We start from the raw sequence: 24,220 nt of genomic DNA, 5'->3' as shown, positions 1-24,220 counted from the left end.
AACACGCCGTCCGTACTGGCACCGACGCGACGATTCGACCGTCGAGAACGACCAGATGAATCCGAGACCCGTCCTCGCCGTCCTGTTCGCCTTCCTGCTGGTGGGCAGCGCCGCGTTCGCGGTGGACGCGGGCGACCGCGCCCCCGACCCGGTTCCGTTCGACGACACCGTCACCATGGGACTGACGGCAGCTGCGACAGTCGAAGCGGGCGACCGCGACGTCGAGATACCGCGGGCCGAGGTGTTCTACACCCAGTACCGCTACGTCGTCGGCTACTACGGCGTCACCTCGTTGGTGGACGAACTCGCCCGCGACGGCCACGAGCGCCAGTTCGGCGCGCCGCTCGCGACGTACGTCAGCGACTACGCGCGCGCCGAACTACGAGTGACCGACGAGGGGCACCTCCGCGTGCCTGACGACCCCGACTCGTTCGTCGGGTGGGTGCCCGCAGAGGAGGCCCACTTCGTCGTCGACAGCCGCGCCCGGACGCCGGGAGGCGAGACCGTCGTGCCCTTCTCCTCGCGGGACGCCGCCGACGACTTCGCCGCCGACCACGGCGGCGAAGTCGTCGGCTGGGACGGGGTCCGTACGCGCTCGTTCGACACCGGCGGGTCGACTCGCGAGTCGTTCCGGACCGAGGTCGACCGGCAACACGACTGGGCCGACGGTCGGGTCGCCGACGCAGACCGCCTGGAAGACCGGCCGGTGTCGGTCGTGGTCGGCGAGGACGCGGACTCGCTCGACGCGGCCGTGGCGGCCGCGCCCCCGAACACGACGGTGGTGGTTCCGCCGGGGACCTACGACGCCAACCTCACCGTCGACAAACCCCTGACGCTCCGCGGGGCCGGGTCGGCGACCCACCTCCGGGGCGACGCGAACGGGAGCGTCGTGACGGCGACCGCGCCCCGGGTCGGGATAACCGACCTCCGGATCTCGGGGGTCGGCGACACGCTGGTGGACGAGAACGTCTCGACCGACCGCGGCGACGACTGGGACTACCGCGTCCAGCTCGGGTACGGCTACGGGGACGCCGCGGTCGAACTCGCCGGTGCCAACGGCTCGCTGGTGCGGAACGTCTCCATCGAGACGCCCGCGAACGGCGTCGTCGCCCGGTGGAGCCAGCGCGCGGTCGTGGACAACGTGACCGTCGAGGGTAGCGACGAGTGGCAGGAGGGCTTCATGGGCGTGATGGTGATGCGCTCGCGCGTCGTCGTCCAGAACTCGACGTTCGTCGACGGGCGAGACGGCGTCTACACCCACCTCGCCGACGGCCTCGTCGTCCGGGACAACGAGATGCTCGGCCGCGACGGCTTGCGGTTCGGCGTCCACGAGATGTACACATCGGACGCGCTCGTGGCGAACAACACCGTCCGCGGAGCGGATACGGGCGTCGTGGTGATGACCCGGCCGACCGGGAACCTCATCGTCGGAAACGACGCTCGGGACAACGGCGTCGGTATCAACGTCGGCGGCGAGGCGTCGTACGTCGCCGACAACGTGGTCGCCGACAACCGATACGGCCTCAAAGCGCCGTCGAAGGTTTCCCTCTACGAGCGGAACGTTGTCGCTTGGAACGAGATAGGCGTTCGCGCGGCGTCGATAATCCCGACCAACCGCGTCGTCTCGAACGACTTCGTGGACAACGACCGATACGTCTCGGCGTACCTCGGCCCGCTCCGGGTCTGGACCGCCGACGGTCGGGGGAACTACTGGGACGACGCGCCCGGCGTCGACGCCGACGGGGACGGGACGATAGACCGGTCGTTCCACCCGTCCGGCCCGGTCGACGGCCGCGTGGGCGACGTTCCGGGCGCGAGCACGCTCGCCCAGTCGCCCGCCCAGGGGGCGATCCGGACGCTTCAGGGGCTGGTCCCCGGCCTCCGACCGACCGGCGTCGTCGACGAGGCACCGCTCGCCGAGTCCGTCCGTCCGAACGCCCTCGTCGACGACGGTTCGCGCGACCGAAACGCGAGCGACCGCGACGCGACCGATCCAAACGCGAGTGATCAGAACGCATGACCGACACCAGCCAGCACGGACGCGAACGACCGAGCGCCGAGTCGCCGAAGACGCGGGCGCTCGAAGTCGAGGGACTGACCCACTCGTTCGGGGCCGTCGACGTGTTGTCGGACGCGTCGTTCGGCGTCGAGGAGGGAACCGTCGCGGCGCTCGTGGGACCGAACGGGTCGGGGAAAACGACGCTCCTCCGGGCGATACTCGGACTGCTCGGCCCGGACGCGGGTAGCGTCACGCTCCCGCCACCGGCCCCGAGCGGGCGGCGAATCGGCTACCTCCCGCAGGCGCCGTCGTTCAGGCCCGCGTTCACGGTCGGGGAGACCCTGCAGTTCTACGCGGACCTGCTCGACGGCGAGGCGAACGTGGACGCGACGCTCGACCGCGTGGGACTGTCGGCCGTCCGGGACCGCCGCGTGGACGCGCTTTCGGGCGGCATGACTCGGTTGCTCGGCGTGGGTCAGGCCATCCTCGGGAACCCGCCGCTGGTCGTCCTCGACGAACCGACCGGCGACCTCGACCCGCGGATGACCGAGTACATTTTCGAAGTGGCGGCCGACCTCGCCGACGACGGAACGACCGTGCTGTTGGCGACTCACAACCTCACGGGCGCGGCCGAGACCGACGCCGTCGCCGTGCTCGACCGCGGGCGCATCGTCGGGTCGGGACCGCCGGAGGAACTCTCGGCGTCGGTCGACGCCGCGTCGCTCCGCGAGGCGTTCCTGGCGCTCACCGCGCGGGAGGCCGGTGACGACGAAGGCGACCCCTCGATTCGAGTCCGGACGCGGGGAGGTGACGGCGCGTGAGCCGCCCGGCGTTCGACCGACTCCTCGCGGTCGTCGGCCGCGAACTCACCACCGTGGTCCGAACGCGGGCCTTTCTGGCGCTGACCGCGGGGTTTGCCGCGGTCGTCGGGATGCTCGCGTGGACCGCGAACGCCGGGGGCTACGTCCCGCTCGTCCTCGACCTGCTCGCGCCCGTCGAAGTGCTGGTCCCGGCGCTCGCGCTGGCGTTCGGCTATCGCGCTCTCCTCGGTGACGACGAGCGCGGCGAACTCGACGTCGTCCGGACCTACCCCGTCTCGCGGGCGACGTTCGTCTTCGGCACGTACCTCGGTCGCGCGTCCGCGCTCCTGGTCGCGGTCCTCGTCCCACTGCTCGCGGTGGCGGCGGTCGTCCCGCTCTCCGGCGGGACCGAGAGCAGCTTTCTCGCGACCCACGCGGGCATGGACTCGCCGATTCGCTACGTTCGCTTCGTCGTCCTCACCGCGGGGTTCGCGCTGGTCGTCGCGGCGGTGGCCATCGCCATCTCGGCGACGGCCGGGACCGCTCGCGCGGGGCTCGCGCTCGCCACGGCGTTCGGCGTGGCGCTGGTCCTCGGCTTCGACGCCGGACTCGTCGCCGGCCTCGCGGGCGGCGTCGTCCCCGACGCCGCCCTCCCGTCGTTGCTCGCGCTGAGCCCCAACAGCGCGTTCCGCGGCCTCGTCCTGGAGACCGTCGTCGGCGGGGTCGAGACGGGGACTCCGGCGGCCTCGCCCGTCGCCGGTCTCGCCGGACTCGGCGCGTGGCTGGTCGCGTCGCTCGCCGTCGCCGTGTTCGCGGTGTGGCCCAAGACCGACCGGTGAGCACGGGAGTCGTCAACCGAAGTCGCCTAACCGGCGGTTCGGTCCGCCGGAGACGGCGACCCCGCCGGACTCGCCCCGTCGGGAGTTCTTCGCGGTCACCGCCTTCGGCCCACTCGCCGCCGATGTCGGGTCCGTCCCGGTCGCCGCCGGTGATGAACGGACGTTCGGACGTGACGGGCACGCTACGGGGCGAAGTCGGATAAGTGAGAGCAAACAAGCAGAAGGCGCTCGGATACCGTATCGAGGCCTGCGGGCGCTCAGTCGAGCGTTCGAACGGGTCAAACGGTCGCACGCGGGTCGGAACGCGGAGTCGTCCGTCCGGCGTCCCTCTCCGCGAACCCCGCGCTTATATCACACCCCTCCTCACGTAGGCACATGTCAGACCTCGAAGCGGAGACGCGACGAGACATCGAGCGGTTCGTGAGCGAGTGGGTCGGCGACCAGAACGTACCCGGCGCGAGCGTGGCCGTGGTCGATACTGACGGTCTCGCCTACGCCGAGGGGTTCGGCGCGCGCGACCGCGCGGCGAACGCGCCCGCCACGCCCGACACCCTCTACGGTATCGGCTCCTGCACGAAGTCGTTCACTGCGGTCGCACTCATGCAACTCGCGGAGGCGGGCGACCTCGCGATTTCCGACCCGGTGGACGACTACCTGCCCCACCTCCGAGACGTGCCGGGCGACCCCGTGACGCTCCACGAACTGCTGTGTCACTCCTCGGGGATGCCCAGCGACGGGAATCTCTCGGCGCTCGTGACCCGACTCACCGACCGGGGCGAGGGCGATTCCGGGCTTCCCATCACGGGCGACGACGATTTCCGCCGTCACGTCGAAACGTCGGCCGACGAGCGACTGACCGACCGCGAGCGATTCTTCTACTACAACACGGGCTACACCCTGCTCGGAAAAGTAATCGAAGAGGTGTCGGGCCAGTCGTTCGCGGAGTACGTCGCCGAGAACGTCCACGCCCCGCTCGGGATGGACCGGTCGTGCTTCTCGCGGGAGGCGTTCGAAGCCGATGACGACCGAATGACCGGCTACAACCTCGAAGACGCGGGCGACGACGAAGACGGGACGGGAGACGGCGGAGACTCGGCCACCGAGGCGGTCGAGGCCGACCTCGCGCTCGACGAACTCACCTACGCGCCGGGCGGCATGCTGAGTTCGGTCGCGGAGATGGCGAACTACGTCGGAATGTACCTCGGCGAGGGGTCATTCGAGGGCGAACGACTCCTCTCGCCGGACTCGGTTTCGCGGATGACCGAGCGCCACGCGACCCGCGACGACTACCTCGACGAGCGCGCGCAGGGGTACGGCTACGGCCTGTCTGCGACCGAGTTCTTGAACGACACGCTGGTCGGCCACGGCGGCATGATGGGCACGACCACTGCGTGGTTCGGCTACCTCGAAGACGCCGGTGTCGGCGTCGTGGTCGCGTGCAACACCGCGCCCGAGAAACACCCCTCGGTGGTCGGCAAGGCGGTCCTCGCGCTCGCGGAGGGCGCAGACCCCCACGCGACGGTGCCGACCTACGCGCTCGACCGGAAGGCCGAACCCCTCGTCGGCAAGTACACCTCCCACCGCGAGGTCCGGACCGCGACCGTCGAGCAGTCTGGCAGCGGCCTCACGATTACGGCCGACGACCCCGGATGGTCGGCGGAGTACCGCGTCTTTCCCGAGAGTCTCGACCCCGACGACCACTCGTACTACACCGTGACCGCGCGGGGCAAGCGCGTGCCCGTAGAATTTGTCGTGACGGACGACGACGTGAGCCTCCTGCTCCAGCGATGGCGGCTTCACAAGGAGTGAGACGCGAGCGGGACGTTTCGACGACACCCAGTTTCAAGACGCTCGGAATTGACGGTTCGGCTATACACCGATGAGAGTTCGTGACCGAGGGTGGCGCGCGTGGTAGAGCAGTTCACGCAGCTTTTCGGGTCGAACCCGGTCGTCCACGGACTCGTCGGGGGACTCGTCATCGCGTCGCTCAATCTGTTCGGGGCGTCGCTGGTGTTCGTCTGGCGGAACCCCTCCGAGCGCGCGATGGACGGCGCGCTCGGGTTCGCGGCGGGCGTGATGCTGGCCGCGAGCTTCACGAGCCTCATCATCCCGGGCATCGAGACGTACTCGGACGGGAATCCGATTCCCGTCCTCGTCGGGGTCGCGCTCGGCGCGCTGTTTCTCGACCGGTCGGACGTGCTGGTGCCCCACGCCCACTACCTCCTCTCGGGACGTCGCCGCCCGGACGCCGCGAATCCGGGCGACGACCTGAACGCTGACGGCGACCCGGACGCAGGTCGCGACCGGGCGGCGGGCGACCTCCCGGTGGACGACGAGCGCATCGCTGGCGTCGTGCTGTTCATCCTCGCGATTACGCTCCACAACATGCCCGAGGGTCTCGCAGTCGGCGTGGGATTCGGGAGCGGCGACCTCGGGACGGCCATCCCGCTGATGTTCGCAATCGGGATTCAGAACATTCCGGAGGGGTTCGCGGTGTCGGTGGCCGCGGTCAACGCCGGACTCAACAGGCGGTTCTACGCCGTGTTCACGGGACTCCGGTCGGGCGTCGTCGAGATTCCGCTGGCGGTCCTCGGCGCGTACGCCGTCCAATCCGTCTCGGCGCTGCTCCCCTACGCGATGGGATTCGCGGCGGGCGCGATGCTGTTCGTCATCAGCGACGAAATCGTGCCCGAGACCCACGCGAAGGGCCACGAGCGAGTCGCCACCCTCGGGACGATTCTCGGAATCATCGTGATGCTGTACCTCGACATCTCGCTCGGGTAGTCCGCCAGTCGAGACGGACCGGACGCGAACCGGACGGCGAACGCGAACGGGGACCCGAGACGCGAACCGGACGGCGAACGCGAACGGGGACCCGAGACGCGAACCGGGAATTTTTGGGGTCGCCCCGAGAGACTCAGCACGACGGTCACATGGACTCCCCACCCGACCGGCCGCCGGTAGAGCGCCTGACCGACCTCGTGAAGGAAGGTGACCGCGACGAGGCCGTCGCGTGTCTCGAACGATTCGAGACTGCCTCGGCCGACGGCCGGAAGGCCGCGCTGGGCGCGCTCCGGTCGCTCGCCGACGAGCGACCGGTCGCGCTCGAACCGCTCACACCGACCCTCCGGACGTTCCTCGCGGACGACGACCGCGCGGTTCGCCTGCGAACCGCGAAGCTGTTCGTCGCGCTCGCCGAGGCGACGCCGGACGCGGTGGTCCCGGTCGCCCCGGCGCTCGCCGAGCGACTGGCCGACCCCGACGAACTCTACTTCGTCCGGGCGCGCGCGGCCGAGACGCTCGGCTACGTCGCGCTCGAACACCCCGAGTCGGTGGCGTCGCCCGAGGTGCTCGCCGACCTCCGAATCGGTCTCTCGTTCGACGAACCCGAAGTGAAGGAGAAACTGGCGAAGGCGCTCGAACACGTCGCCATCGGCAATCCGGGGCGACTCGAACACCACGTCTCGAACGTGGCCGAGCACCTCGGCGACGAGAGCGAACTGGTCCGGTACCACCTCTCGACCGCGCTGGTCGTCGTCGGGTGCGAGCATCCCGACGCGCTCGCCGAGGCGCGCACGCGCCTCGGCGAGCGACTCGACGACGAGAACGCCCACGTCCGAGGGCGGGCGGCGGAGGCGCTCGGGCTGCTCGCTCGGTTGGAATCGGAATCGGAATCAGAGTCGGAGGAGCCTCCGATTCCCGAACCGGAACTTCGCGCGCTGGCCGACGACGAGCAGTTCGTGGCCGAGCGCGCTCGCTTCGCGGCGAGCGCGCTCGGCGGTGACGAGGGGCCGGACTCCGGACGGTTCGACGGCGTGGGAACCGTCGGAGCGATACGCGCGACGACCGACGAAATCGTCGCGGAACTCACGACGGCCGACTCCGACGAGTGTCCGAACTGCGGCCTCGCGCTCCCCGAAGAGTCGCCCCCGATGTGTCCGCGGTGCGGCGCGGCGTACTGAATCTGCCAATTTTTAGGCCAGCCGAAAAATCGAAAACGCTTTTACGTTTTAGGCCCGCCTAAATCCATGGCACGAGATTTTGGGGAGCGACCCACGCGGCGTCGATTTCTGAAGACCGGTGCGGGCGTCGGTATCGCCGGATTGGTTGCGGGATGTACCGGCGAGACCGACTCGGAATCGACGCCAACCGAGACGAGCGCCGAGACGACCACCGCGGAGGCGACGACCCCCGAACCGACCGAAGCCGAGTCGGCGACCGAGGAGGAAACCGAGACCACCACCGAAGCGACCGACTCCTACTCGGTCGAGATGGACCCGATGGGAACCGTCGAGTTCGACGCGGTGCCTGAGACGTGGTTCCCGTACACGGGCGACTACGCCGACATGGGCGTCGCGCTCGGGCAGGCCGACGGCCTCTCGGCCATCGGGGTCCGCGCCCGATTCGGGTCGCACTTCTACGACGAACTCCCCGGCGTTTCGGTGGACAAAGCGGACCTCGCGGAACTCTGGCAGGACGGCACCGACAAGGAAATCTTCTACGAACTCGACGCCGACCTCCACGTCATCGACCCCAACTTCATGGTGAACCGACTTCAGTGGAGTCAGGACGACGTGGACGAAATCGGAGACAACGTCGGTCCCTTCTTCGGGAACACGATTTTCTCGCGAGTGTACGACTGGCACGACTACGCCGACTACTCGCTGTACGAGGCGTTCGAGAAACTCGCGGCGGTGTTCCGAGAGCGAGAGCGATACGAGGCGTTCGCGGCGTACCACGACGAAATTCTCGACGACGTGCAGGTGCGACTTCCCGAGGAGACGCCCGACATCGCGGTGCTGTACCCCGCCGAGGTGCCACCCGAATCGTTCTACCCGTACCTCGTCGGCGAGGGCACCCAGTCCAAGCAGTGGAACGACCTGAACGTCGGTGACGCGCTGGCTCAGAACGACGTTCGAGACGCTCAAGCGGGCGGCGGCGAAATCGACTTCGAGTCCCTGCTCGAAATCGACCCGGACGCACTCGCAATTCGGCTTCAGGGCGAAATCACCCGAGAGTACTTCGAGGACGAAATCGTCTCGCACCTCCGGGACCACGAGGTCGCGAGCCAACTCCGGGCGGTCGAGAACGACCGCGTCATCTACGGCGGCCTGACCTACCAGGGGCCGATTATCCACCTGTTCCAACTCGAAGGGGCCGCACAGGGTCTCTACCCCGACGAGTTCGGCGACGAGGAACTGTTCGACCGCCAGCGAGTCGCCGACATCGTGAACGGGGAGTTCTGAGGACGGCGGGGGAACCGACGAACGAAAAAGGGTTCGCCCGGTAACAGTCGGTAATGAATCTCGAATTTCTCGGCGGGGCGCGCGAAGTCGGCCGGAGCGCCATCCTCGTCAACGATTCTCTCCTGCTCGACTACGGGACGGCGACCGGGAATCCGCCGTCGTTTCCGCTCGAAAATCCCGACCCCGACGCGGTGGTGGTCAGCCACGGCCACCTCGACCACGTCGGGTCGATTCCCTCCCTGTTATCGGGTGACGCCCGGCCGCCCATCCACTGGACGCCGCCGACGCGCGACCTGACCCGCGTGCTGGCCGAGGACACCCTGAAACTCCACGGCGGGAGCTACGACTGTCCGTTCACCGAGGTCGAAATCAGGCGCATGTCGCAGGTCTCCGAGACCCACGGCTACCGCGAGACGTTCGAGGCGGCGGGCCACGAGGTCACCTTCTTCGACGCGGGACACATCCCCGGAAGCGCGCACGCCCTCGTGGACGATGGCGAGACGCGCTTACTCTACACCGGCGACTTCCACACCGAGGACACCCAACTGCTCTCGGGCACGACCGCACGGCCCGACGCCGACGTGGTGCTCTGTGAATCGACGTACTCGGACGTGACTCGCGGTTCGCGGAGCGACGTGGAGGAGCGATTCGCCGAGAGCGTGAAGATGACGATTTGGGAAGGTGGCACCGTGGTCGTTCCCGCGTTCGCAATCGGGCGTACGCAGGAGATGCTGATGGTGTGTGCGGCCAACGACATCGACTGTTACGTGGACGGGATGGGCCAGCGCGTGACCCGAATCGCGCGTCGGTATCCCGAGTTCGTCCGGGACTCCGAGGCGCTTCAGCGAGCAAAATCACACGCCCGGTTCGTCACGGGCCGGGACGGCCAGCGAAAGCGCATCGCGGAGCAGAACACCGCGATTGTGACGACGGCCGGAATGCTGAGCGGTGGGCCAGTCGTCTCGTACATCCCCGAGATTCGAGCGAATCCGACGAACAAGATTGCGATGACGGGCTATCAGGTCGAAGGAACGCCCGGCAGGGAACTTCTCGACTCCGGACGGGCCGAAATCGACGGGCGGGTGATGCCCGTGAGCGCGCAAGTAGAGTCGTACGATTTCTCGGCGCATGCCGACCGCGACGGTCTCCTCGGATTTCTCGACTCGTATCGCGATTCGGAGATTCTGGTGAATCACGGCGACCGGTGTGCGGAGTTCGCCGACGAACTGCGAGAAGAGGGGTTCGACGCGAGCGCGCCGGAACTCGGAGAGCGAATCGCAGTCTCGACTGCCGAACCGGAGGCGTTCTCAGGAGAGACCGCAGAGCCAGAAGGCAGTCCGTGAGTACCGGCCCGTGCAACGAGACGTGAACGGCTATCGCGCGTCAGTTCGAGCAGATTCGTTCTCAATCGTGATTCACCGCACCGGACGATTCGCGTTCGCGGAGTCGAATCTCGATTGGGTCCCCGGGCTTGAGGTTCGAGCTGGCAATCAGGTCCGGGTTCGGGTCGGAAACGAGTTCGAACGTGTAGTCGCTGAGGATTGTGGCGAGCACCGTCTTCATCTCCATGCGCGCAAATCGCATCCCGATGCAGTGGCGAGGGCCGCCGCCGAACGGGAAATATGCGTACTCGGGGCGACCCGAATCCGCTGCGAACCGGTCCGGACGAAACGCCTTCGGGTCGTCCCACCACGCGCTGTCGCGGTGGACGACCCACTGGGGCAACACTAACGTCGTTCCTTCGGGGATGTCGTACCCGGCCAGTTCCACGTCCTCGGTCGCTTCTCGGAAGAACATGTACACCGGCGGGTAGAGACGCAGCGCCTCGTCGATGACGCGTTCGGTGTGTTCGAGTTCCGCGAGGTCGTCAGCGGTCACGCGTCCGTCACAGACGGCGTCGATTTCCGTGCAAAGTCGCTCCTGTTCCTCCGGGTGCTGGGCGAGACAGAGCAGCGCGTACGTGAGGCCGAGCGACGTCGTCTCGTGACCGGCGAAGAGGAACGTGACCATGTTGTCTCGGAGTTCCTCCCGCGTCAGGTCGCTCGCTTCGAGAAATTCGACGAGTATCGACAGCAGGTCGTCGCCGCGGTTCTCCGGCGGCTGGTCCCGGCGCTCTGCCGTGAGAGTATCGACGAAGGTTCGAAGCCGTTCGAGTTCTCGCTTGTACCGCCGATTCGTCGGCGTGGGGATAGTCTCGGGCAGGAACGACCAGAATCGGTTCGTGTCGAACCGCGCGAGAATCGCGTCCGACGCCTCGGCCACGACGGGTTCGTCCGTGACGTCCACCCCGAACAGCGTCCGCCCGAGAACGTCCATCGTCGTCTCGGTCATCGCGTCGTTCACTTCGAGGACTGTCCCATCGCGCCACTGTTCGACCATTTCAGTCGCCGTGGCGCGCATCTCGGGGACGTACGTGTTCAGCCGTTGGCGGTAGAACGCGGGTTGGACGTGCGTGCGTTGACTTTTCCACTGGTCGCCCTCGGTCAGGAAGAGACCCTCCCCCATAGCGTCGTCGAGGTTCCGAGTGATAACCTCACCTTTCTCGAAAGCATCGTGGTCGTCGAGGAGGATTTTCTGGATTGCGTCCGGATGGGCGACCATGCAGGCGTCGGTTCCGAACACTCGATAGCTCGCTATCCGACCGTACTCGTCGCGTAACTGCTCGTAGAACTCGAAGACGTCGCGGCTCAAATCGAGCGTGTTACCCACGACCGGCAGTCCGTTCGGTCCGGGCGGGTAGCTCAGTCCGGTGCTCATGTCCGTTTGTTTGAACTATTCTAACTACGGTGTTCTGTCGGACACGTCCACCTCTTTTAGTAGTTCGACGAGATACTGTCGGCTAATGCGATATCTCCAGTTGGAGATTTGGTATCCAGAGGGAGCGCGACACCCGATGCATCAGTTCCTCGTCGAACAGGAGTCGATTCGGCGGGCGTCCCTCCGCCACTGGAATTTCTCGAATCCGGAGTACGTCACGTCCCTATTTCACATCGTAGGTGACGTCGAGGAAGGACGCGACGATTACCTCTCGGCACTTTCGTCCGTGAGCACAATCCAGGAGTACGAGACGACGCCGATTGACGACCGGAGTTTTTACGTCTACGTTCGAGAGACCGCTAACGAACACGCGCGACGGTTTCGTGAACTCCTGGTCGATACGGATTTGCTCGTCGTTCCACCAATCGAGTACGGAGGCGATGGGGAGATGGTGTTCGAGATTGCTGGCGAATCGGAGGAACTGCAGACGGTAGTCGCTGGCGTCCCCGACCATCTCTCGGTCTCGGTCAATCGACTCGGAGAGTACGATGCGTACAGGGAGTCGCAAGTAGCGGCGCTGACTGACAGACAAGCGGAGGTGCTCGAAGTCGCCCGGAAACGCGGGTATTACGAACTCCCTCGACGGACGAGCGTTCGAGAGATTGCGGACGAACTGGACTGCGCGAAGAGTACGGTCGCAAACCACCTCCGAAAAGCGGAGGCCGGATTGGTCGCCCTCTACGGGGACCGTTCTACAGCGGACGAGCGCGAATCCGAGTAGCGCACACGGTCTCAAAACACGTCAGGCCTCCATTCGCGGTTCCGACGGCGTGGCGACTCAGTTGGCCGCCGACGGCGCGGACGAGGCGGGCGTTACACCGACAGGCGGCCGATAGCGGCCGAACGGTGACGCCGACGGTCGCCTTTTAGTCGTCCTCCGCGAACGCCCGGAGTTCGTCTGGGAGGCGCTGGAATCGCTCCCACCGACCGTTCTCGTTTGCCTTCCCCTTGCGAATCTGGGTTCGCTCCTCGAAGTCGAAGACGGCGCGCTCGTCGAGAGCGCCGTCTTCGGCGACTTCTCTGAGCTTTTTCGAGTCGAAGCTTCGGACCGAGACGGGGTCCACGCCAGCGTCTCGAACCGCCGAGCGAACCGCGGCGTCGTCCTTGAGGCTCCGGCGCTCGTAGGTGTAGCGACTCACCGAACCGAGGTCGGCGGTAATCTCGCCGTCGTCCCGAGTCGTCTCGATGAGCGCGTCCCGGACCTCCTTTCGGGCGTCGTCGGCCGAACTCTTGAGGTCCGAGAGCAGGGTGTAGATGTCCGTGAGCTGATTTCTGTCGAGGTCGTCGAGCGTCTCGAAGTCGTACTCCCGAGCGAGGTCAAGCAGGAGGAGCGCCTCGCGCTCGATACCGAGTTCGAACGGGTCGGGGTCGGTGGCCGCCTCGAAGGCTTCGCCGGGCGTTTCCGTGGAATCGGCAGTCGGCTGGCTCACTGCGCTTCCGTCGCCGTCTTCGCGCTGTCTGCGCTTTTCGGTCATCACGAAGTCGCGCGCGCCGTCGTAGCCGAGTCGGGACCACGAGTGGCCGTCGTCGTCCGAACCGCTGACGTGGCCCGCGACCGAGCGAATCCGGTCGCGGTACTCGCAGTCGGCGACCGGACACTCCACCGGGTCGTAGTCGGTCACGTTCGTCATTACCGGGAGATGGGTGCGTCACGGTACAAAAGCTTTCGTCGGCTACGAATCGGCGAGAGACGAAGATAGTGTAGAACTCCCATTTCAGACGGACACGGTACGACGATGGCTTCCTCGAAAGCCCCCGTGTCGCTATGAACTGCAGAATCAATCACGGGGAATGCTTCGAAAGCCCCCGCCCGGTCGCGGTCGCTCACCGACATATTCGCGCCTCCCCGCAACGCACCGCTCGGCGCGAATAGGGGTCGATGAGACGACCACGGCCTTCGGCCGCGACCGGGCGGCCCCTTTCATTCCCGTGAGGGACGAACGGGAAGCCGAAAGACGTGTCTTTCGGAAGTCCCGCCTGTTCGGTTGTGTGGCCGAGCGCTGTCGGTCGGTGGCTACCCCGATTCTGCCGGAATCGCGGCTTCGAGGTCGTAGCGCACGCCGGTCAGGTCCTCGGAGACCGACCAGAGGCGCTCTGCGAGGTCGCGGTCGTAGGACCGGTCGCTTGAGCGCTGGACTTCGGGCGGTCCGCGCATGTTCAGCAGGCCGCCGGGACCGACGTACTCGCCGCCGTCCACGTTCGGGACGGTGGCGGCGTACAGCATCGGGAGCGCACCTTTTTCGGCGCTCTGAGCGAGCAGGGCGTTCGCGGCTTTCGCGCCCCAGAGCCGAACCGTCGAATCCGCGAGTTCGGGACCTCGGCGCTGGAGGTTGGTGTCGGCGTAGCCCGGATGGCAGGCGAGGCTCGCCACGTCCCAGTCGGAGGCGTCGAGTCGGCGCTGGAGTTCGTAGGCGAACAGCACGTTCGCGAGTTTGCTCTGGGCGTACGCGCCCCACTCGTCGTAGGAGTGCTCGCCGTGGAGGTCGTCGAAGTTGATGTCGCCGCGCTCGTGGACGCCGCTGCTCTGGGTGACGACTCTCGCCTCTCCGGGCGTCTCCCGGAGCGAATCGAGCAGATGGCCGGTTAGCGCGAAGTGACCGAGGTGATTCACGCCGAACTGGGTCTCGAAGCCGTCTTCGGTCTCGCTGCGCGGAATCGCCATCACCCCGGCGTTGTTACAGAGGACGTGGAGTTCGTCGTGGTCGGCTTCGAATCCCTCGGCGAACGATTCGACCGAGGAGAGGTCCGCGAGGTCGAGTTCGGACACCTCGACCGACCCTCTCGGGTCGTCGTCTCGAATCCGAGCGGCGGCGTCGTCGCCGCGCTCGACGCTCCGACACGCCATCACGACGTGCGCGCCCTCGCTCGCGAGGGCGCGACTGGCTTCGAATCCCACGCCGCTGTTCGCGCCCGTGACGACGACGGTCCGGCCGTCGAGTGCTGGCATCCGCTCGGTCGTCCATCCGTTGGTCATGTCTCCGAGTAGTAGTTCGAGATACAGAAACGTACCGGCAACTTATTTGTCGCGCGCGACCACGAGACCGCGACACTCCGGACAGAGCACCGGTCCGCGATTTTCGAACGTCAGTCCGCATATCGTACAGACGTACGCGCCGCTCGTCTCACCGCGAATCCTCTCCCGAAGTTTGGCGACCAACTTCATGCTTCTCGGTCGGAAGTTCGACGCCTAACGGGAAAGCGGTTACTGCCGACCCGATTCCGTCTCCGAATTTCGACGTGTCGAGGGTGAGGAATTTTGCCCGACAGCAGGCGAGTAACGCTCGGCTTAATCCGACGCGCCCGGATTCAATCGACCCATCCCCGACTGAATCGCGGTGAACGATAGCGCCGATTTACTCGCGACTCCGCCGATTTTCGGGCGATGGAACAGACGCCGTTTCGAGCGAAGCACGCGGTGGCGGGAGGGGTCGCGGTCGTCGTCGTTCTCGTGGCAGTTCTCGTCGGGGCGGGAGTCGTCGCGGTCGACAGCGGAACGCAGGACCGGCCGGACGCGCAAGCGAACGACTCGGCAGGGAGCAGTGAGGCGGCCACGGTGGAAGCGTACGAGAACGCCACGGTAGTCGCGACGAGCGAGCGCACCGCGGGCGGCGACCGCGCGAACTTCGTGGCCGCGTACGCCGAGAACGGGTCGGAACTGTACCGCAACGACTCGCACCTCGTGTACAACGACGTGGACCCCGTGCCCGGCGAGCGCGCGACCGTCGAGTACGTCGCGGCCGAGCGTCTGGGTCCCGAGGAGTGCAACGCCGAAACCGCGTGCTGGAAGAACATGTTCGAGCGCGTGAACATGAGTACGGGCGAGGTCACGCGAATCTACACGTATCTCACCTCGACCGACCGCGGGCAGTTGCACGACATGGACCGAATCGGTCCCGACCGCCTGCTCGTCGGCGACATCGCCCGCGACCGAGTGTTCGCGGTGAACACAACGACCGGCCTCGTGACGTGGGAGTGGCAGGCGCAGACCGACTTCGAGTTCGACTCCGGCGGACCGTTCCCCCGCGACTGGACCCACCTCAACGACGTGGAGATGCTCGACGACGGCCGGGTGATGGCGAGTCTGCGGAATCAGGACCAAGTCGTGTTCATCGACCCCGAGAGAGGTCTCGACGAGGAGTGGACTCTCGGGAGCGACGGCGACCACGACACCCTCTACGAACAGCACAACCCCGATTACATTCCCGAAGAACGCGGCGGTCCCGCGGTCGTTCTCGCCGACAGCGAGAACGACCGCGTGGTGGAGTTCCACCGCGAGGGAAGCGCGGGCGAGACCGGTGAAGATGCCGAGTGGAATCGGGCGTGGACGTGGAGCGACGACGCCCTCGACTGGCCGCGGGACGCCGACCGACTCCCGAACGGTAACACGCTCGTGACCGACACCGACGGCGGCCGCGTCCTCGAAGTCGCACCCAACGGGAGCGTGGTCTGGAGCGTCGAGGTCGAAGGCGGCTACGATTCCGAACGTCTCGGCACGGGCGACGAGAGCGCGAACGGGAGCGCAGTAGAGTCAAACTCGGGAGCGATGGGGACGAGCGCAATCGAGAGTCCGGAGGCGACGCGGCCGCCGCGAATCGGCCGGTGAACCATCCGCCAGTAACGCCCCCGCGAACCATCCGCCAGTAACGCCCTGCGAATCGTCCGACGTGATTTCCGGACGGCCAAGCGAGGGACGGCGTTAAGGCCCTTCCCTCCCGACCACGAGGTATGGTTTCGAAACGACGGCTCGGCGTGAGTCTGCTTCTCGTCGGTCTCGCGTTCGTCGGAGTGTTCCACGCGGTTTTGGCGCTCGCGTTCGACACCGGACTGGTGGCGGTCGGCGTGGGCTTCGCGGGACTGTCGGTGCTGGCGCTGTTGGTGGTGAATCTCCCGGCACTCGGAGACGGGTGAAGAACCCGGAACTACATCCGCAAAAACTGCGCGTGGCGCGTCGAATCGACGTCGAGGACGTTCGCCTCGTCCACGAACCCCTCCCGAATCGCGAGTTCGACCGCCTCGCGTCCGACGAGGTTGGCGACCGACGCGCGTGCGAGGCTCTCGACGACCGCCTGTTCGTCCACCTCGTCGCCGCCGTAGAACTCCTCGGTCACGGTCAGCGACACCTCGCCCTCCTCGAACGTCTCGCCGAGCACGTCGTCGTCGCAGACCGCCACGAGGAGGCCCTCGTCGGTAGAGCGCTCGTTGAGAATCATCTGTCCTGCTGGCTCTCGATGAGTTCCTGTTCGGCCTGCTGGCGCATCTGTTCGGCCTCCTCCGCGATTTCCTCGGCGTCGTCGTACTGGCCGAGTTCTTCGAGCGCACGCGCCTTCTCGTCCAGAATCTGGGAGTTTCGAAGCCCGAGACGAATCGCGTTCTCTAAGCTGTTGAGCGCGTCCTCGGCCAGACCGCGTTCGAGCAGGAAGAAGCCGCGGTTGAACCACGCCTCGGCGAATCGCTCGTCGAGTTCGACCGCGCGCTCGGCGTGTTCGAGCGCCTGCTCGCTCCGGCCCGACTCCCACAGCGCGTACGCGAGATTGGTCTCGGCGGTGGCGGCGTGTTCGCTGTCGTCGTCGATATGGATGGCCTCGCGGTACGCGCCGATGGCCTCGTCCCACTCCTCCAACTCGGCGTGGGCGACGCCCTTGTTCGTCCACGCCTCCTGTTCGAGTTTGGAATCGTCGGGGGCGTACTGGGCCGCGCGCTCGAAGGCGTCGGTGGCCTGTTCGAACCGATTTATCTCCATGTAGTTCAGGCCGACTTCGAGCAGTTCGGCCACGTCCACCGCGTCGTCCGAGACGTTCTGCTGGTCGAGCAGGTCGGTCACGACCCGCGAATCGACCGGGTCCACCTTGTCGGGGTCCACGCCGAGTTCGGGAGGGTCGAGGTCGAACGCCTCGTAGGGGTCGTCGAAGCGGTCGTCCTCCGAGAAGTCGTGGTCCTCTGGGTCGGTCATGTACTCGGGTTGGCGTTCAGCGGTGTTAAGACCTACGCCATGGGGATTCACTTTTGGCGGTCTCGACGCCGTTCGTTCGACAGCGACCGCGAATCGGTAGTAAAGACTTTTAACGTTTTGCGGGATATCTAGAATTAGTATGGCGTACTCGTCCGACCGCGGCGACCACGAGACAGAGTATATCGACGATGAGGAGTCGGATTCCGAGTACGTGGTCACTCCCAAGCAAATCCGAGAAGGCGATTTTGAGACGCTCGACGATGTGCGCGACGCTATCGACGCGACCGACGAATAGCGTCTTCCGATTTCGGCTCCCCTCGGCGACAGATTGTTTTTAGTCGAAATAGTCAATGCTTTTGAGTGGCGCGTCACTACACCGAGTAGATGGCCGTCAGCTACGTCCTTTCGGACCCATTCTACGAGAAGCTAGTCAAAGACGTGGATCCCGGAAACGCCCGTGAGGTCGTCAGTGTACTCGAGAGCCGAAAACGAGAGGCGAGCGAGGCCAACGAAATACTCGAACGGAAGACGTTCCGAGGGACGAAACACGTTCGACAAATAAAAATCGGACAGTGGCGCATCGCTTCGCTCTACGTCCGGGGTATCGAAATCGCCGAAGTCGTGCAACTCTGCTATCTTTACAACAAGAACAAAAGCGCCGAACCCGACCCGGATATTCTACAGGAGATTGACGAAGCGGCGGAACGCCTCTTTGCCAAGGCTCCGAACTGGCCGCCGGACGAGCAGTCCGAATATCTCGAAGCGATGCAAACGCGGTTTCCGGAACTCTGAGTGAGCAGGCTCCCCCCGAGTGCGCCATCTCGACTCGCCACGCGACCACCCACCTTCAAGCCAGTTACCGTCCAAACCACGCCATAGTGAGACTGTTCGTCAGCATCGACCTGCCCGACGAGTTCGCCGACGACATCGCGCAGGTCCAAGACCAGTTCGCGGACGCCTCGGGCCTCGACGTGACCGACCCCGAGCAGGCCCACGTCACGCTCAAATTCCTCGGCGACGTGAACAAGGGCCAGCTCCCGCGGGTGAAAAACGCGCTCCGGCGGGCTGTCTCGAAGGCCGGGGTCGAACCGTTCGAAGCGACGTTCGAGGGATTGGGCGTCTTCCCGAGCATCGGCTACATCAACGTCGTCTGGCTCGGCGTCGGCGACGGCGGCGAGGAGATGACCCAACTCCACGAGGCCATCGAGCGCGAGGTCACTCGACTCGGCTTCGATGCCGAGGACCACGACTTCACGCCCCACGTCACGCTCGGGCGGATGAATCACGCTGGCGGCAAGGAAATCGTCCAAGACGCGGTCGAGAATCAGGACCCGACCGTCGGCACGACGGACGTGACCGAGATTCGGCTGACCGAGAGCGTGCTGACCGACGAGGGACCCGAGTACGAGACGGTCGAGTCGTTCGAGCTGTAGCGACCGGACGGTCGAACCGCCGCCGGTTCGAACCGCGCGAGCGACCAAAGGAACAAGATTTTAAACGCCGCCGGAAAAGGTCATGGTACCATGAGCAAGAAGTCGAAGGCGAAGAAAAAGCGCCTCGCGAAACTCGACCGGCAGAACAGCCGCGTCCCGGCGTGGGTCATCATGAAGACCGACCGCGACGTGATGCGAAACCCCAAGCGCCGCAACTGGCGGCGTAACGACACCGACGAATAATGAGTGCAAGTGATTTCGAGGAGCGAGTCATCACCGTGCCGCTCCGAGACGTGAAGGCCGAAGCGAAGCACAAGCGCGCCGACAAGGCGATGTCGCTGGTCCGAGACCACCTCGCCCAGCACTTCAAGGTCGAGGGCGACGAGGTCCGTCTCGACCCCTCCATCAACGAGGAAATCTGGTCGCGCGGTCGCAAAAAGCCCCCAAGCAAGCTTCGCGTGCGGGCCGCCCGATTCGAGGAAGAGGGCGAGACCGTGGTCGAAGCCGAAACAGCCGAGTAGAGCTTTGTTCCGCGCCGCCTTTTTCGGCTCGTCGTACGTCGGTGTGTTCGCGCGCACGACTGACGAGTATCTGCTGGTTCGGCCCGACCTCGAAGACGACCTCGTCGCGGACCTCGGCGAGGAACTCGAAGTCGAGACGGTCCCGACGACCGTGGGCGGGTCCGCGACCGTGGGCGCGCTCGCGGTCGGCAACGAGAACGGCCTGCTCGTCAGCAGTCGGGTCTCCGACCGCGAACGCGACCGCATCGAGGACGCCACGGGCGCACCCGTGACCGAACTCCCCGGAAAAATCAACGCCGCCGGAAACGTCGTCCTCGCCAACGACGAGGGCGCGTACGTCCACCCGGACCTCCCGCGAGAGGCGGTCCAAGCCGTCAGAGACGGTCTCGGCGTGGACGTCGAACGGGGCGAACTCGCGGGCGTCCGAACCGTCGGCACCGCCGCCGTCGCCACGAACCACGGCGTGCTCTGCCATCCGAAGGCGACCGACGACCAGCTCGACCGACTCGAAGACGCGCTGGGCGTGCCCGCCGACATCGGCACGATTAACTACGGCGCGCCGCTGGTCGGGTCGGGACTGCTCGCCAACGAACACGGCTACGTGGTCGGTCAGGAGACGACCGGGCCGGAGTTGGGTCGAATCGAGCAGGCGCTCGGCTACATCGACTGATAGTGATCGCTGTGACTCTGTACCGGTAGGCAGTCACAGACCGACGGATTCACCCCTCGACACCCCTGAAATGTCGGATATTTTGAATACTCGCAGCGATCACTATGAGAGATTTTCTCCGCGCTACTCCTCGTCGGCGTCTCGTTCTCGCTGTTCGCTCAGGTGTTCCCAGATTTCGGTGCATCCGGAGCCGTCGGCGAGGTCCGAGAGGTGGCTCCGGTCGTCGGCGTCGTCGGTCGCCCGCGACTCGTCGGCGTCGGACGCCTCCGTCTTCGAGGGCGGTTCGTCGAGTGTCTCGTCGGCAGTCATTGTCCCGTGGTACGAACACGACGCAGATAAGGCCGCCTTCCCGTGTAATCGCTACCGCTGCTCTCGCGTACCGGCGGTTCTCTCCGACACTTCGGACCCGACCGAATAACCGGTTCGGGCCGCGAGCCGACGGCTCGCGGCCCGAACCGGTTATTTTCGCGGTGGTCGTGCGTCACCGAATCCGATGACAGGTGGCAACGATGACGGGCGACGACAGCCTTAGGCCCGAACTCCGAGTTGTGGGTGGTATGGTCGTCTCGGTCCACCAACTCGACGACGGGGCGTGGCTCAGCGTCAACGACGAAAGAACCGTCCCCGTGAGCCAGCTCTGGCTTCTCGCGCGTCACGACATCTGCGACTGCGAACAGGCGGATTTCCTCGCGGAAGGCTTCGTCGAGGTCGGCGTCGATTGGCCCGACGTCGAGGGACGAATCGCGGGACAGTGCATCGCGTGCGGAGCCAGTGGCGTCACCGACTGGCTCGCGATGGGGCGGGTGGACCGCGAGACGGGAGCGTTCAGGAAGGTCGTCCCGTCGAGCGTTCACGTCCCCCGGCGGCGGACGAAACTGGCGACGCCGGAGTGATTGGGAGTCGGGCGGTCGAGTGACCGAGGACGCATCCCAGATACCGGCAAAACCCTCCCGTTGACGGGAGCCTCGGGGACAATTGACGGGGAAACCGCCTCTTTATCGGTTGCCCGCATTGGACCGCCCATGCCGAGCAAAGTCGAAGGTTGGAAGGACGAAATCTACGGGACGGAGGTCCGCGACCACCTCTACGAGTTCGCCGAGGAGGGCTGGGACGCCATCCCCGAGGACGAACACGACGCGTGGTTCGAGCGGTTCAAGTGGTGGGGGCTGTACCACCAGCGGAAGGGCCAAGAGTCGTACTTCATGATGCGAGTCGGCGTTCCGATGGGTCGACTCACCCCCGAACAGCTCCGAGTGGTCGGCGAGGTCGCCCGCGAGTACGCGACCGGGCCGGTCGAGAATCCCGAGTTCGGCGGTGCCTACGCCGACTTCACCACCCGCCAGTCGATTCAGCTCCACTGGATTAACGTCGAGGACATCCCTGACATCTTCGAGCGCCTCGAAGCCGTCGGCCTGTCCACGATTCAGGCGTGTGGCGACTCGTGGCGCAACATCGTCGGGTCGCCCGTGGCCGGTCGGGACGCCGACGAACACCTCGACGTGTGGCCCATCGTGGAGGACCTCCACGAGGAGTTCAAGGGCAACGACCTCTACGCGAACCTCCCCCGGAAGTGGAAGGTCGCGGTGACGGGCGACACCCGCGGCGCGGGACAGGGCGACATCAACGACCTCGCGTTCGAACCCGCGGTCAAGGAAATCGACGGCGAGGAAGTAAAGGGGTTCAACGTCAGAGTCGGCGGCGGACTCGCCCGGAAGGAACCCCGGTTCGCGCGGGACATCGACGTGTTCTGCAAGCCGGAGGACGTGGGCACGGTCGCGGCTGGCCTTTCCGCGCTGTTCCGCGACCACGGCGACCGCGAGGACCGATTCAACGCCCGCATCAAGTTCCTCGTTGACGAGTGGGGTACCGAGAAAGTACGGGCGGTGCTTCAGGACGAGTGCGTCGAGTACGACCTGCCGGCCGCGGGCGACAATCTCCGCGACCAGTACGACTACAACGCGGGTCGCGCCGACGCGCCGGGCGATTACGTGGGCGTCCACGACCAGCACGACGGCGACCACTTCGTCGGCCTGTCGGTCCTCGTGGGCCGGATGGGAGCCGACGAGGTCATCGAACTCGCCGACCTCGCCGAGTCGTACGGTTCGGAGATGATTGGCGTCACACAGCGCCAGAACCTCATCGTCGGCGACATCGCCTCGGAGGACTTAGACGACTTCCTCGGCGAATCTCTCCTCGAAACGTACTCGCCCGACCCCCACCCGTTCCTCCGGGGGTCCATCGCGTGTACCGGCACCGAGTACTGCTCGCTCTCCATCGTGGAGACGAAGAACCGTATGGTCCGGTACGCCGACTGGCTGAAAAAGAACGTTCCGGTGCCCGACGGCGTCGAGGACTTCCATATCCACCTCTCGGGATGCACAGCGTCGTGCGCCCAGCCCCAAATCGCGGACATCTCGCTCCGCGGGATGAAGACTCGGAAGGACGGCGACCCGGTCGAGGCGTTCGACGTGGGACTCGGCGGCGGTCTCGGCGAGAATCCCCAGTTCGCCGACTGGGTCGAGATGCGCGTGGCCGCCGACGAGATTCCGGGGTACATCCGGAATCTGCTCGCGGCCTACGACGAGCGGCGCGAATCGGGCCAGAGCTTCCGGGACTTCGTGGCCGACCGCGACGAGGACGAACTGCAGGCCCTCGCGGACCCCGAGGAGACCGACTACGAGGACCCCTACATGCACAACACGAAGATGACGTGGTATCCCTACGCTGACGAGGACGACCTCGACGCCTCGCCCGCGCCGACCGACCCGCAGGACGAACCCCTGCCGAGCGACGACTGACCATGACCGACCGCGTACTCAAAGTCAACGCGTACACCACGCTCGACCTCGTGGACGCGACCGCCGAGGGCCACGATTTCGAGGAGTCGGCGTACGCCACGCTGAACGTGACCGCGGCCCGGCGCGACCCCGAGCACGTCGAACTCCAACTCGAACTCGACAACACCGAACTCGATTCGCTCCCGGCCCACGCCGACACCGTGACGCTCGCGCCCGAGCAGGCCCGGTCGGTGGCCGCCGCGCTCGAACGACACGCCGAGCGAGTCGAGGACGCAGCGAACGACTCGATGGGGGCAGACGATGACTGAGCAGGCGCTCATCGTCGCCGGGCACGGCTCGCACCGGAATCCCGATTCGTCCGCGCCGGTCCACGAGACGGTCGAACGTGTGCGCGAGCGTGGAACGTGCAGCGAAGTTCTCCCGGCGTTCTGGAAGGAGGGGCTGTCGTTTCGGAACGCCCTCCACACCGTGAACGCCGACGAAGCAATCGTCGTCCCGCTGTTCGTGAGCGAGGGCTACTTCGTCGAGCAGGTCCTCCCGCGAGAGTTCGGACTGGGCGAGCGCGACCGCAATCGAGACCGCGACGACTCGCTGACGGTTCGGTACGCCGACCCAATCGGAACCCACCCCGCGATGACCGACGTAATCGCGGCCCGCGCCCGGCGACTCCTCGACGGCCCGGCCGACGACGTGGCGCTCGCGGTGGTCGGCCACGGCACCGAGCGCAACCCCAACAGCGCAGACGCCATCTACGACCATGTGGAGGCGCTCCGCGACGAGAGCGACTTCGCAGAGGTCGGCGCGGTGTTCATGGACGAATCGCCGTACGTCGAGGACGTGCGCGAGCACTTCGACGCCGACGAAATCGCGGTCGTCCCGCTGTTCATCGCCGACGGCTTCCACACGCAGGACGAGATTCCCGAACTCCTCGGACTGACCGACGACCCCGAAACGGGCTACTCCGTCCCGGCGACCGTGGGCGACCGGCGCATCTGGTACGCGCCGGCGGTCGGCACCGACCCGCTCGTCGCTGACGTTGTGCTCGAACGCGCCGCCGAAGCGGGCGCGAACGTCGAGCGGTCGGCGGAGGCCGCGGCCTCCGCCGACCGCTCTCGGCCCGTCGAAAGTGACGCCGCCGAAACGTTCC

At 66.2% G+C, this 24,220-nt stretch carries 25 protein-coding genes and 2 pseudogenes; 21 read left to right on the top strand and 6 right to left on the bottom strand.

Annotation, left to right across the window (positions count from 1 at the left end; translation table 11 throughout):
- Positions 1-55: 55 nt before the first annotated feature.
- The 8 genes from EKH81_RS04430 (at position 56) to EKH81_RS04395 (ending at position 10,227) form a co-directional block, all read left to right on the top strand.
- Positions 56-2,020: a NosD domain-containing protein gene (locus EKH81_RS04430; protein WP_132059153.1), complete on the top strand. Its 1,965-nt coding sequence runs from the start codon at positions 56-58 to the stop codon at positions 2,018-2,020.
- Positions 2,017-2,820: an ABC transporter ATP-binding protein gene (locus tag EKH81_RS04425; protein WP_132059152.1), complete on the top strand. Its 804-nt coding sequence runs from the start codon at positions 2,017-2,019 to the stop codon at positions 2,818-2,820. Before EKH81_RS04430 ends, EKH81_RS04425 begins: the two co-directional genes overlap by 4 nt.
- Positions 2,817-3,638 (top strand): ABC transporter permease subunit, encoded by an 822-nt coding sequence (locus EKH81_RS04420; protein WP_132059151.1) that lies wholly within the window; start codon positions 2,817-2,819, stop codon positions 3,636-3,638. The genes EKH81_RS04425 and EKH81_RS04420 overlap by 4 nt, the downstream gene beginning before the upstream one ends.
- 375 nt (positions 3,639-4,013) lie before the next feature.
- Positions 4,014-5,447 carry a serine hydrolase domain-containing protein gene (locus EKH81_RS04415; protein ID WP_132059150.1) on the top strand — a complete coding sequence of 478 codons (1,434 nt, stop codon included), beginning with the start codon at positions 4,014-4,016 and terminating at the stop codon, positions 5,445-5,447.
- Between the two features lie 90 nt (positions 5,448-5,537).
- The gene (locus tag EKH81_RS04410; RefSeq protein WP_132059149.1) at positions 5,538-6,422 is read left to right on the top strand and encodes a ZIP family metal transporter; all 885 of its coding nucleotides are present in this window, start codon (positions 5,538-5,540) and stop codon (positions 6,420-6,422) included.
- A 149-nt stretch (positions 6,423-6,571) separates the two neighbouring features.
- A complete protein-coding gene (locus EKH81_RS04405) occupies positions 6,572-7,600 on the top strand; it encodes a HEAT repeat domain-containing protein (RefSeq protein WP_132059148.1) in 1,029 nt (342 codons plus the stop codon).
- A 66-nt stretch (positions 7,601-7,666) separates the two neighbouring features.
- Positions 7,667-8,884 (top strand): ABC transporter substrate-binding protein, encoded by a 1,218-nt coding sequence (locus EKH81_RS04400; RefSeq protein ID WP_132059147.1) that lies wholly within the window; start codon positions 7,667-7,669, stop codon positions 8,882-8,884.
- A gap of 53 nt (positions 8,885-8,937) precedes the next feature.
- Positions 8,938-10,227 carry an MBL fold metallo-hydrolase gene (locus tag EKH81_RS04395; protein WP_132059146.1) on the top strand — a complete coding sequence of 430 codons (1,290 nt, stop codon included), beginning with the start codon at positions 8,938-8,940 and terminating at the stop codon, positions 10,225-10,227.
- Between the two features lie 61 nt (positions 10,228-10,288).
- On the opposite strand, the gene EKH81_RS04390 is transcribed toward EKH81_RS04395, so the two are convergent.
- Positions 10,289-11,641: a cytochrome P450 gene (locus tag EKH81_RS04390; RefSeq protein ID WP_132059145.1), complete on the bottom strand. Its 1,353-nt coding sequence runs from the start codon at positions 11,639-11,641 to the stop codon at positions 10,289-10,291.
- 136 nt (positions 11,642-11,777) lie between these two features.
- Here EKH81_RS04390 and EKH81_RS04385 point away from each other — a divergent pair, with 136 nt between their 5' ends.
- Complete coding sequence (locus EKH81_RS04385; protein WP_202935059.1) at positions 11,778-12,422, top strand: helix-turn-helix domain-containing protein; 645 nt, start codon at positions 11,778-11,780, stop codon at positions 12,420-12,422.
- A gap of 145 nt (positions 12,423-12,567) precedes the next feature.
- On the opposite strand, the gene EKH81_RS04380 is transcribed toward EKH81_RS04385, so the two are convergent.
- Positions 12,568-13,332, bottom strand: coding sequence for a DUF7983 family protein (locus EKH81_RS04380; RefSeq protein ID WP_132059143.1), 765 nt, complete (start codon positions 13,330-13,332; stop codon positions 12,568-12,570).
- 383 nt (positions 13,333-13,715) lie between these two features.
- Positions 13,716-14,675, bottom strand: coding sequence for an oxidoreductase (locus tag EKH81_RS04375; protein WP_132059142.1), 960 nt, complete (start codon positions 14,673-14,675; stop codon positions 13,716-13,718).
- A gap of 408 nt (positions 14,676-15,083) precedes the next feature.
- Between EKH81_RS04375 and EKH81_RS04370 the strand changes: the two genes are divergently transcribed.
- A complete protein-coding gene (locus tag EKH81_RS04370; RefSeq protein WP_132059141.1) occupies positions 15,084-16,304 on the top strand; it encodes an arylsulfotransferase family protein in 1,221 nt (406 codons plus the stop codon).
- Positions 16,305-16,426: 122 nt separating this feature from the next.
- Positions 16,427-16,609, top strand: a complete 183-nt coding sequence (locus EKH81_RS04365; RefSeq protein ID WP_132059140.1) for a hypothetical protein — start codon at positions 16,427-16,429, stop codon at positions 16,607-16,609.
- A gap of 11 nt (positions 16,610-16,620) precedes the next feature.
- Here the strand turns inward: EKH81_RS04365 and EKH81_RS04360 are convergent, their stop codons facing one another.
- Together EKH81_RS04360 and EKH81_RS04355 are read right to left on the bottom strand one after the other, a co-directional pair.
- Complete coding sequence (locus tag EKH81_RS04360) at positions 16,621-16,911, bottom strand: DUF424 domain-containing protein (protein ID WP_132059139.1); 291 nt, start codon at positions 16,909-16,911, stop codon at positions 16,621-16,623.
- Positions 16,912-16,913: 2 nt separating this feature from the next.
- Positions 16,914-17,651, bottom strand: a pseudogene (locus EKH81_RS04355) (tetratricopeptide repeat protein); the annotation flags it as partial.
- 139 nt (positions 17,652-17,790) lie between these two features.
- Between EKH81_RS04355 and EKH81_RS04350 the strand changes: the two are divergent.
- The 6 genes from EKH81_RS04350 (at position 17,791) to EKH81_RS04325 (ending at position 20,275) form a co-directional block, all read left to right on the top strand.
- Entirely contained in the window at positions 17,791-17,946 is a 156-nt protein-coding gene (locus EKH81_RS04350) for a hypothetical protein (protein WP_162224490.1), read from the top strand.
- An 89-nt stretch (positions 17,947-18,035) separates the two neighbouring features.
- Positions 18,036-18,443 (top strand): hypothetical protein, encoded by a 408-nt coding sequence (locus tag EKH81_RS04345; protein WP_132059137.1) that lies wholly within the window; start codon positions 18,036-18,038, stop codon positions 18,441-18,443.
- 86 nt (positions 18,444-18,529) lie between these two features.
- Positions 18,530-19,084 carry an RNA 2',3'-cyclic phosphodiesterase gene (thpR, locus tag EKH81_RS04340; protein WP_132059136.1) on the top strand — a complete coding sequence of 185 codons (555 nt, stop codon included), beginning with the start codon at positions 18,530-18,532 and terminating at the stop codon, positions 19,082-19,084.
- 90 nt (positions 19,085-19,174) lie between these two features.
- The gene (locus EKH81_RS04335; protein ID WP_132059135.1) at positions 19,175-19,327 is read left to right on the top strand and encodes a 50S ribosomal protein L39e; all 153 of its coding nucleotides are present in this window, start codon (positions 19,175-19,177) and stop codon (positions 19,325-19,327) included.
- Positions 19,327-19,605: a 50S ribosomal protein L31e gene (locus EKH81_RS04330; protein ID WP_132059134.1), complete on the top strand. Its 279-nt coding sequence runs from the start codon at positions 19,327-19,329 to the stop codon at positions 19,603-19,605. The genes EKH81_RS04335 and EKH81_RS04330 overlap by 1 nt, the downstream gene beginning before the upstream one ends.
- 4 nt (positions 19,606-19,609) lie before the next feature.
- Positions 19,610-20,275 (top strand): translation initiation factor IF-6, encoded by a 666-nt coding sequence (locus EKH81_RS04325; RefSeq protein WP_132059133.1) that lies wholly within the window; start codon positions 19,610-19,612, stop codon positions 20,273-20,275.
- 123 nt (positions 20,276-20,398) lie between these two features.
- On the opposite strand, the gene EKH81_RS04320 is transcribed toward EKH81_RS04325, so the two are convergent.
- A complete protein-coding gene (locus EKH81_RS04320) occupies positions 20,399-20,584 on the bottom strand; it encodes a hypothetical protein (RefSeq protein WP_132059132.1) in 186 nt (61 codons plus the stop codon).
- 248 nt (positions 20,585-20,832) lie between these two features.
- On the opposite strand from EKH81_RS04320, the gene EKH81_RS04315 reads away from it, so the two are divergent.
- The 4 genes and pseudogenes from EKH81_RS04315 to EKH81_RS19955 all read left to right on the top strand — a co-directional run.
- Positions 20,833-21,168 (top strand): DUF8134 family protein, encoded by a 336-nt coding sequence (locus tag EKH81_RS04315; protein ID WP_132059131.1) that lies wholly within the window; start codon positions 20,833-20,835, stop codon positions 21,166-21,168.
- Between the two features lie 129 nt (positions 21,169-21,297).
- Positions 21,298-23,073 carry a nitrite/sulfite reductase gene (locus EKH81_RS04310; protein WP_132059130.1) on the top strand — a complete coding sequence of 592 codons (1,776 nt, stop codon included), beginning with the start codon at positions 21,298-21,300 and terminating at the stop codon, positions 23,071-23,073.
- 2 nt (positions 23,074-23,075) lie between these two features.
- A complete protein-coding gene (locus tag EKH81_RS04305) occupies positions 23,076-23,381 on the top strand; it encodes a DUF6360 family protein (RefSeq protein ID WP_132059129.1) in 306 nt (101 codons plus the stop codon).
- Positions 23,374-24,204: pseudogene (locus EKH81_RS19955) on the top strand (CbiX/SirB N-terminal domain-containing protein); the annotation flags it as partial. The gene EKH81_RS04305 and the pseudogene EKH81_RS19955, both read left to right, overlap by 8 nt.
- Between the last annotated feature and the right edge of the window lie 16 nt (positions 24,205-24,220).

The organism is Halorussus amylolyticus (assembly GCF_004143485.2).
In the GTDB taxonomy this organism is placed as follows: Archaea; Halobacteriota; Halobacteria; order Halobacteriales; family Haladaptataceae; genus Halorussus; species Halorussus amylolyticus.
The sequence above is the reverse complement of the archived record's forward strand: the minus strand, read 5'-3'. Positions and strand labels throughout refer to the sequence as shown.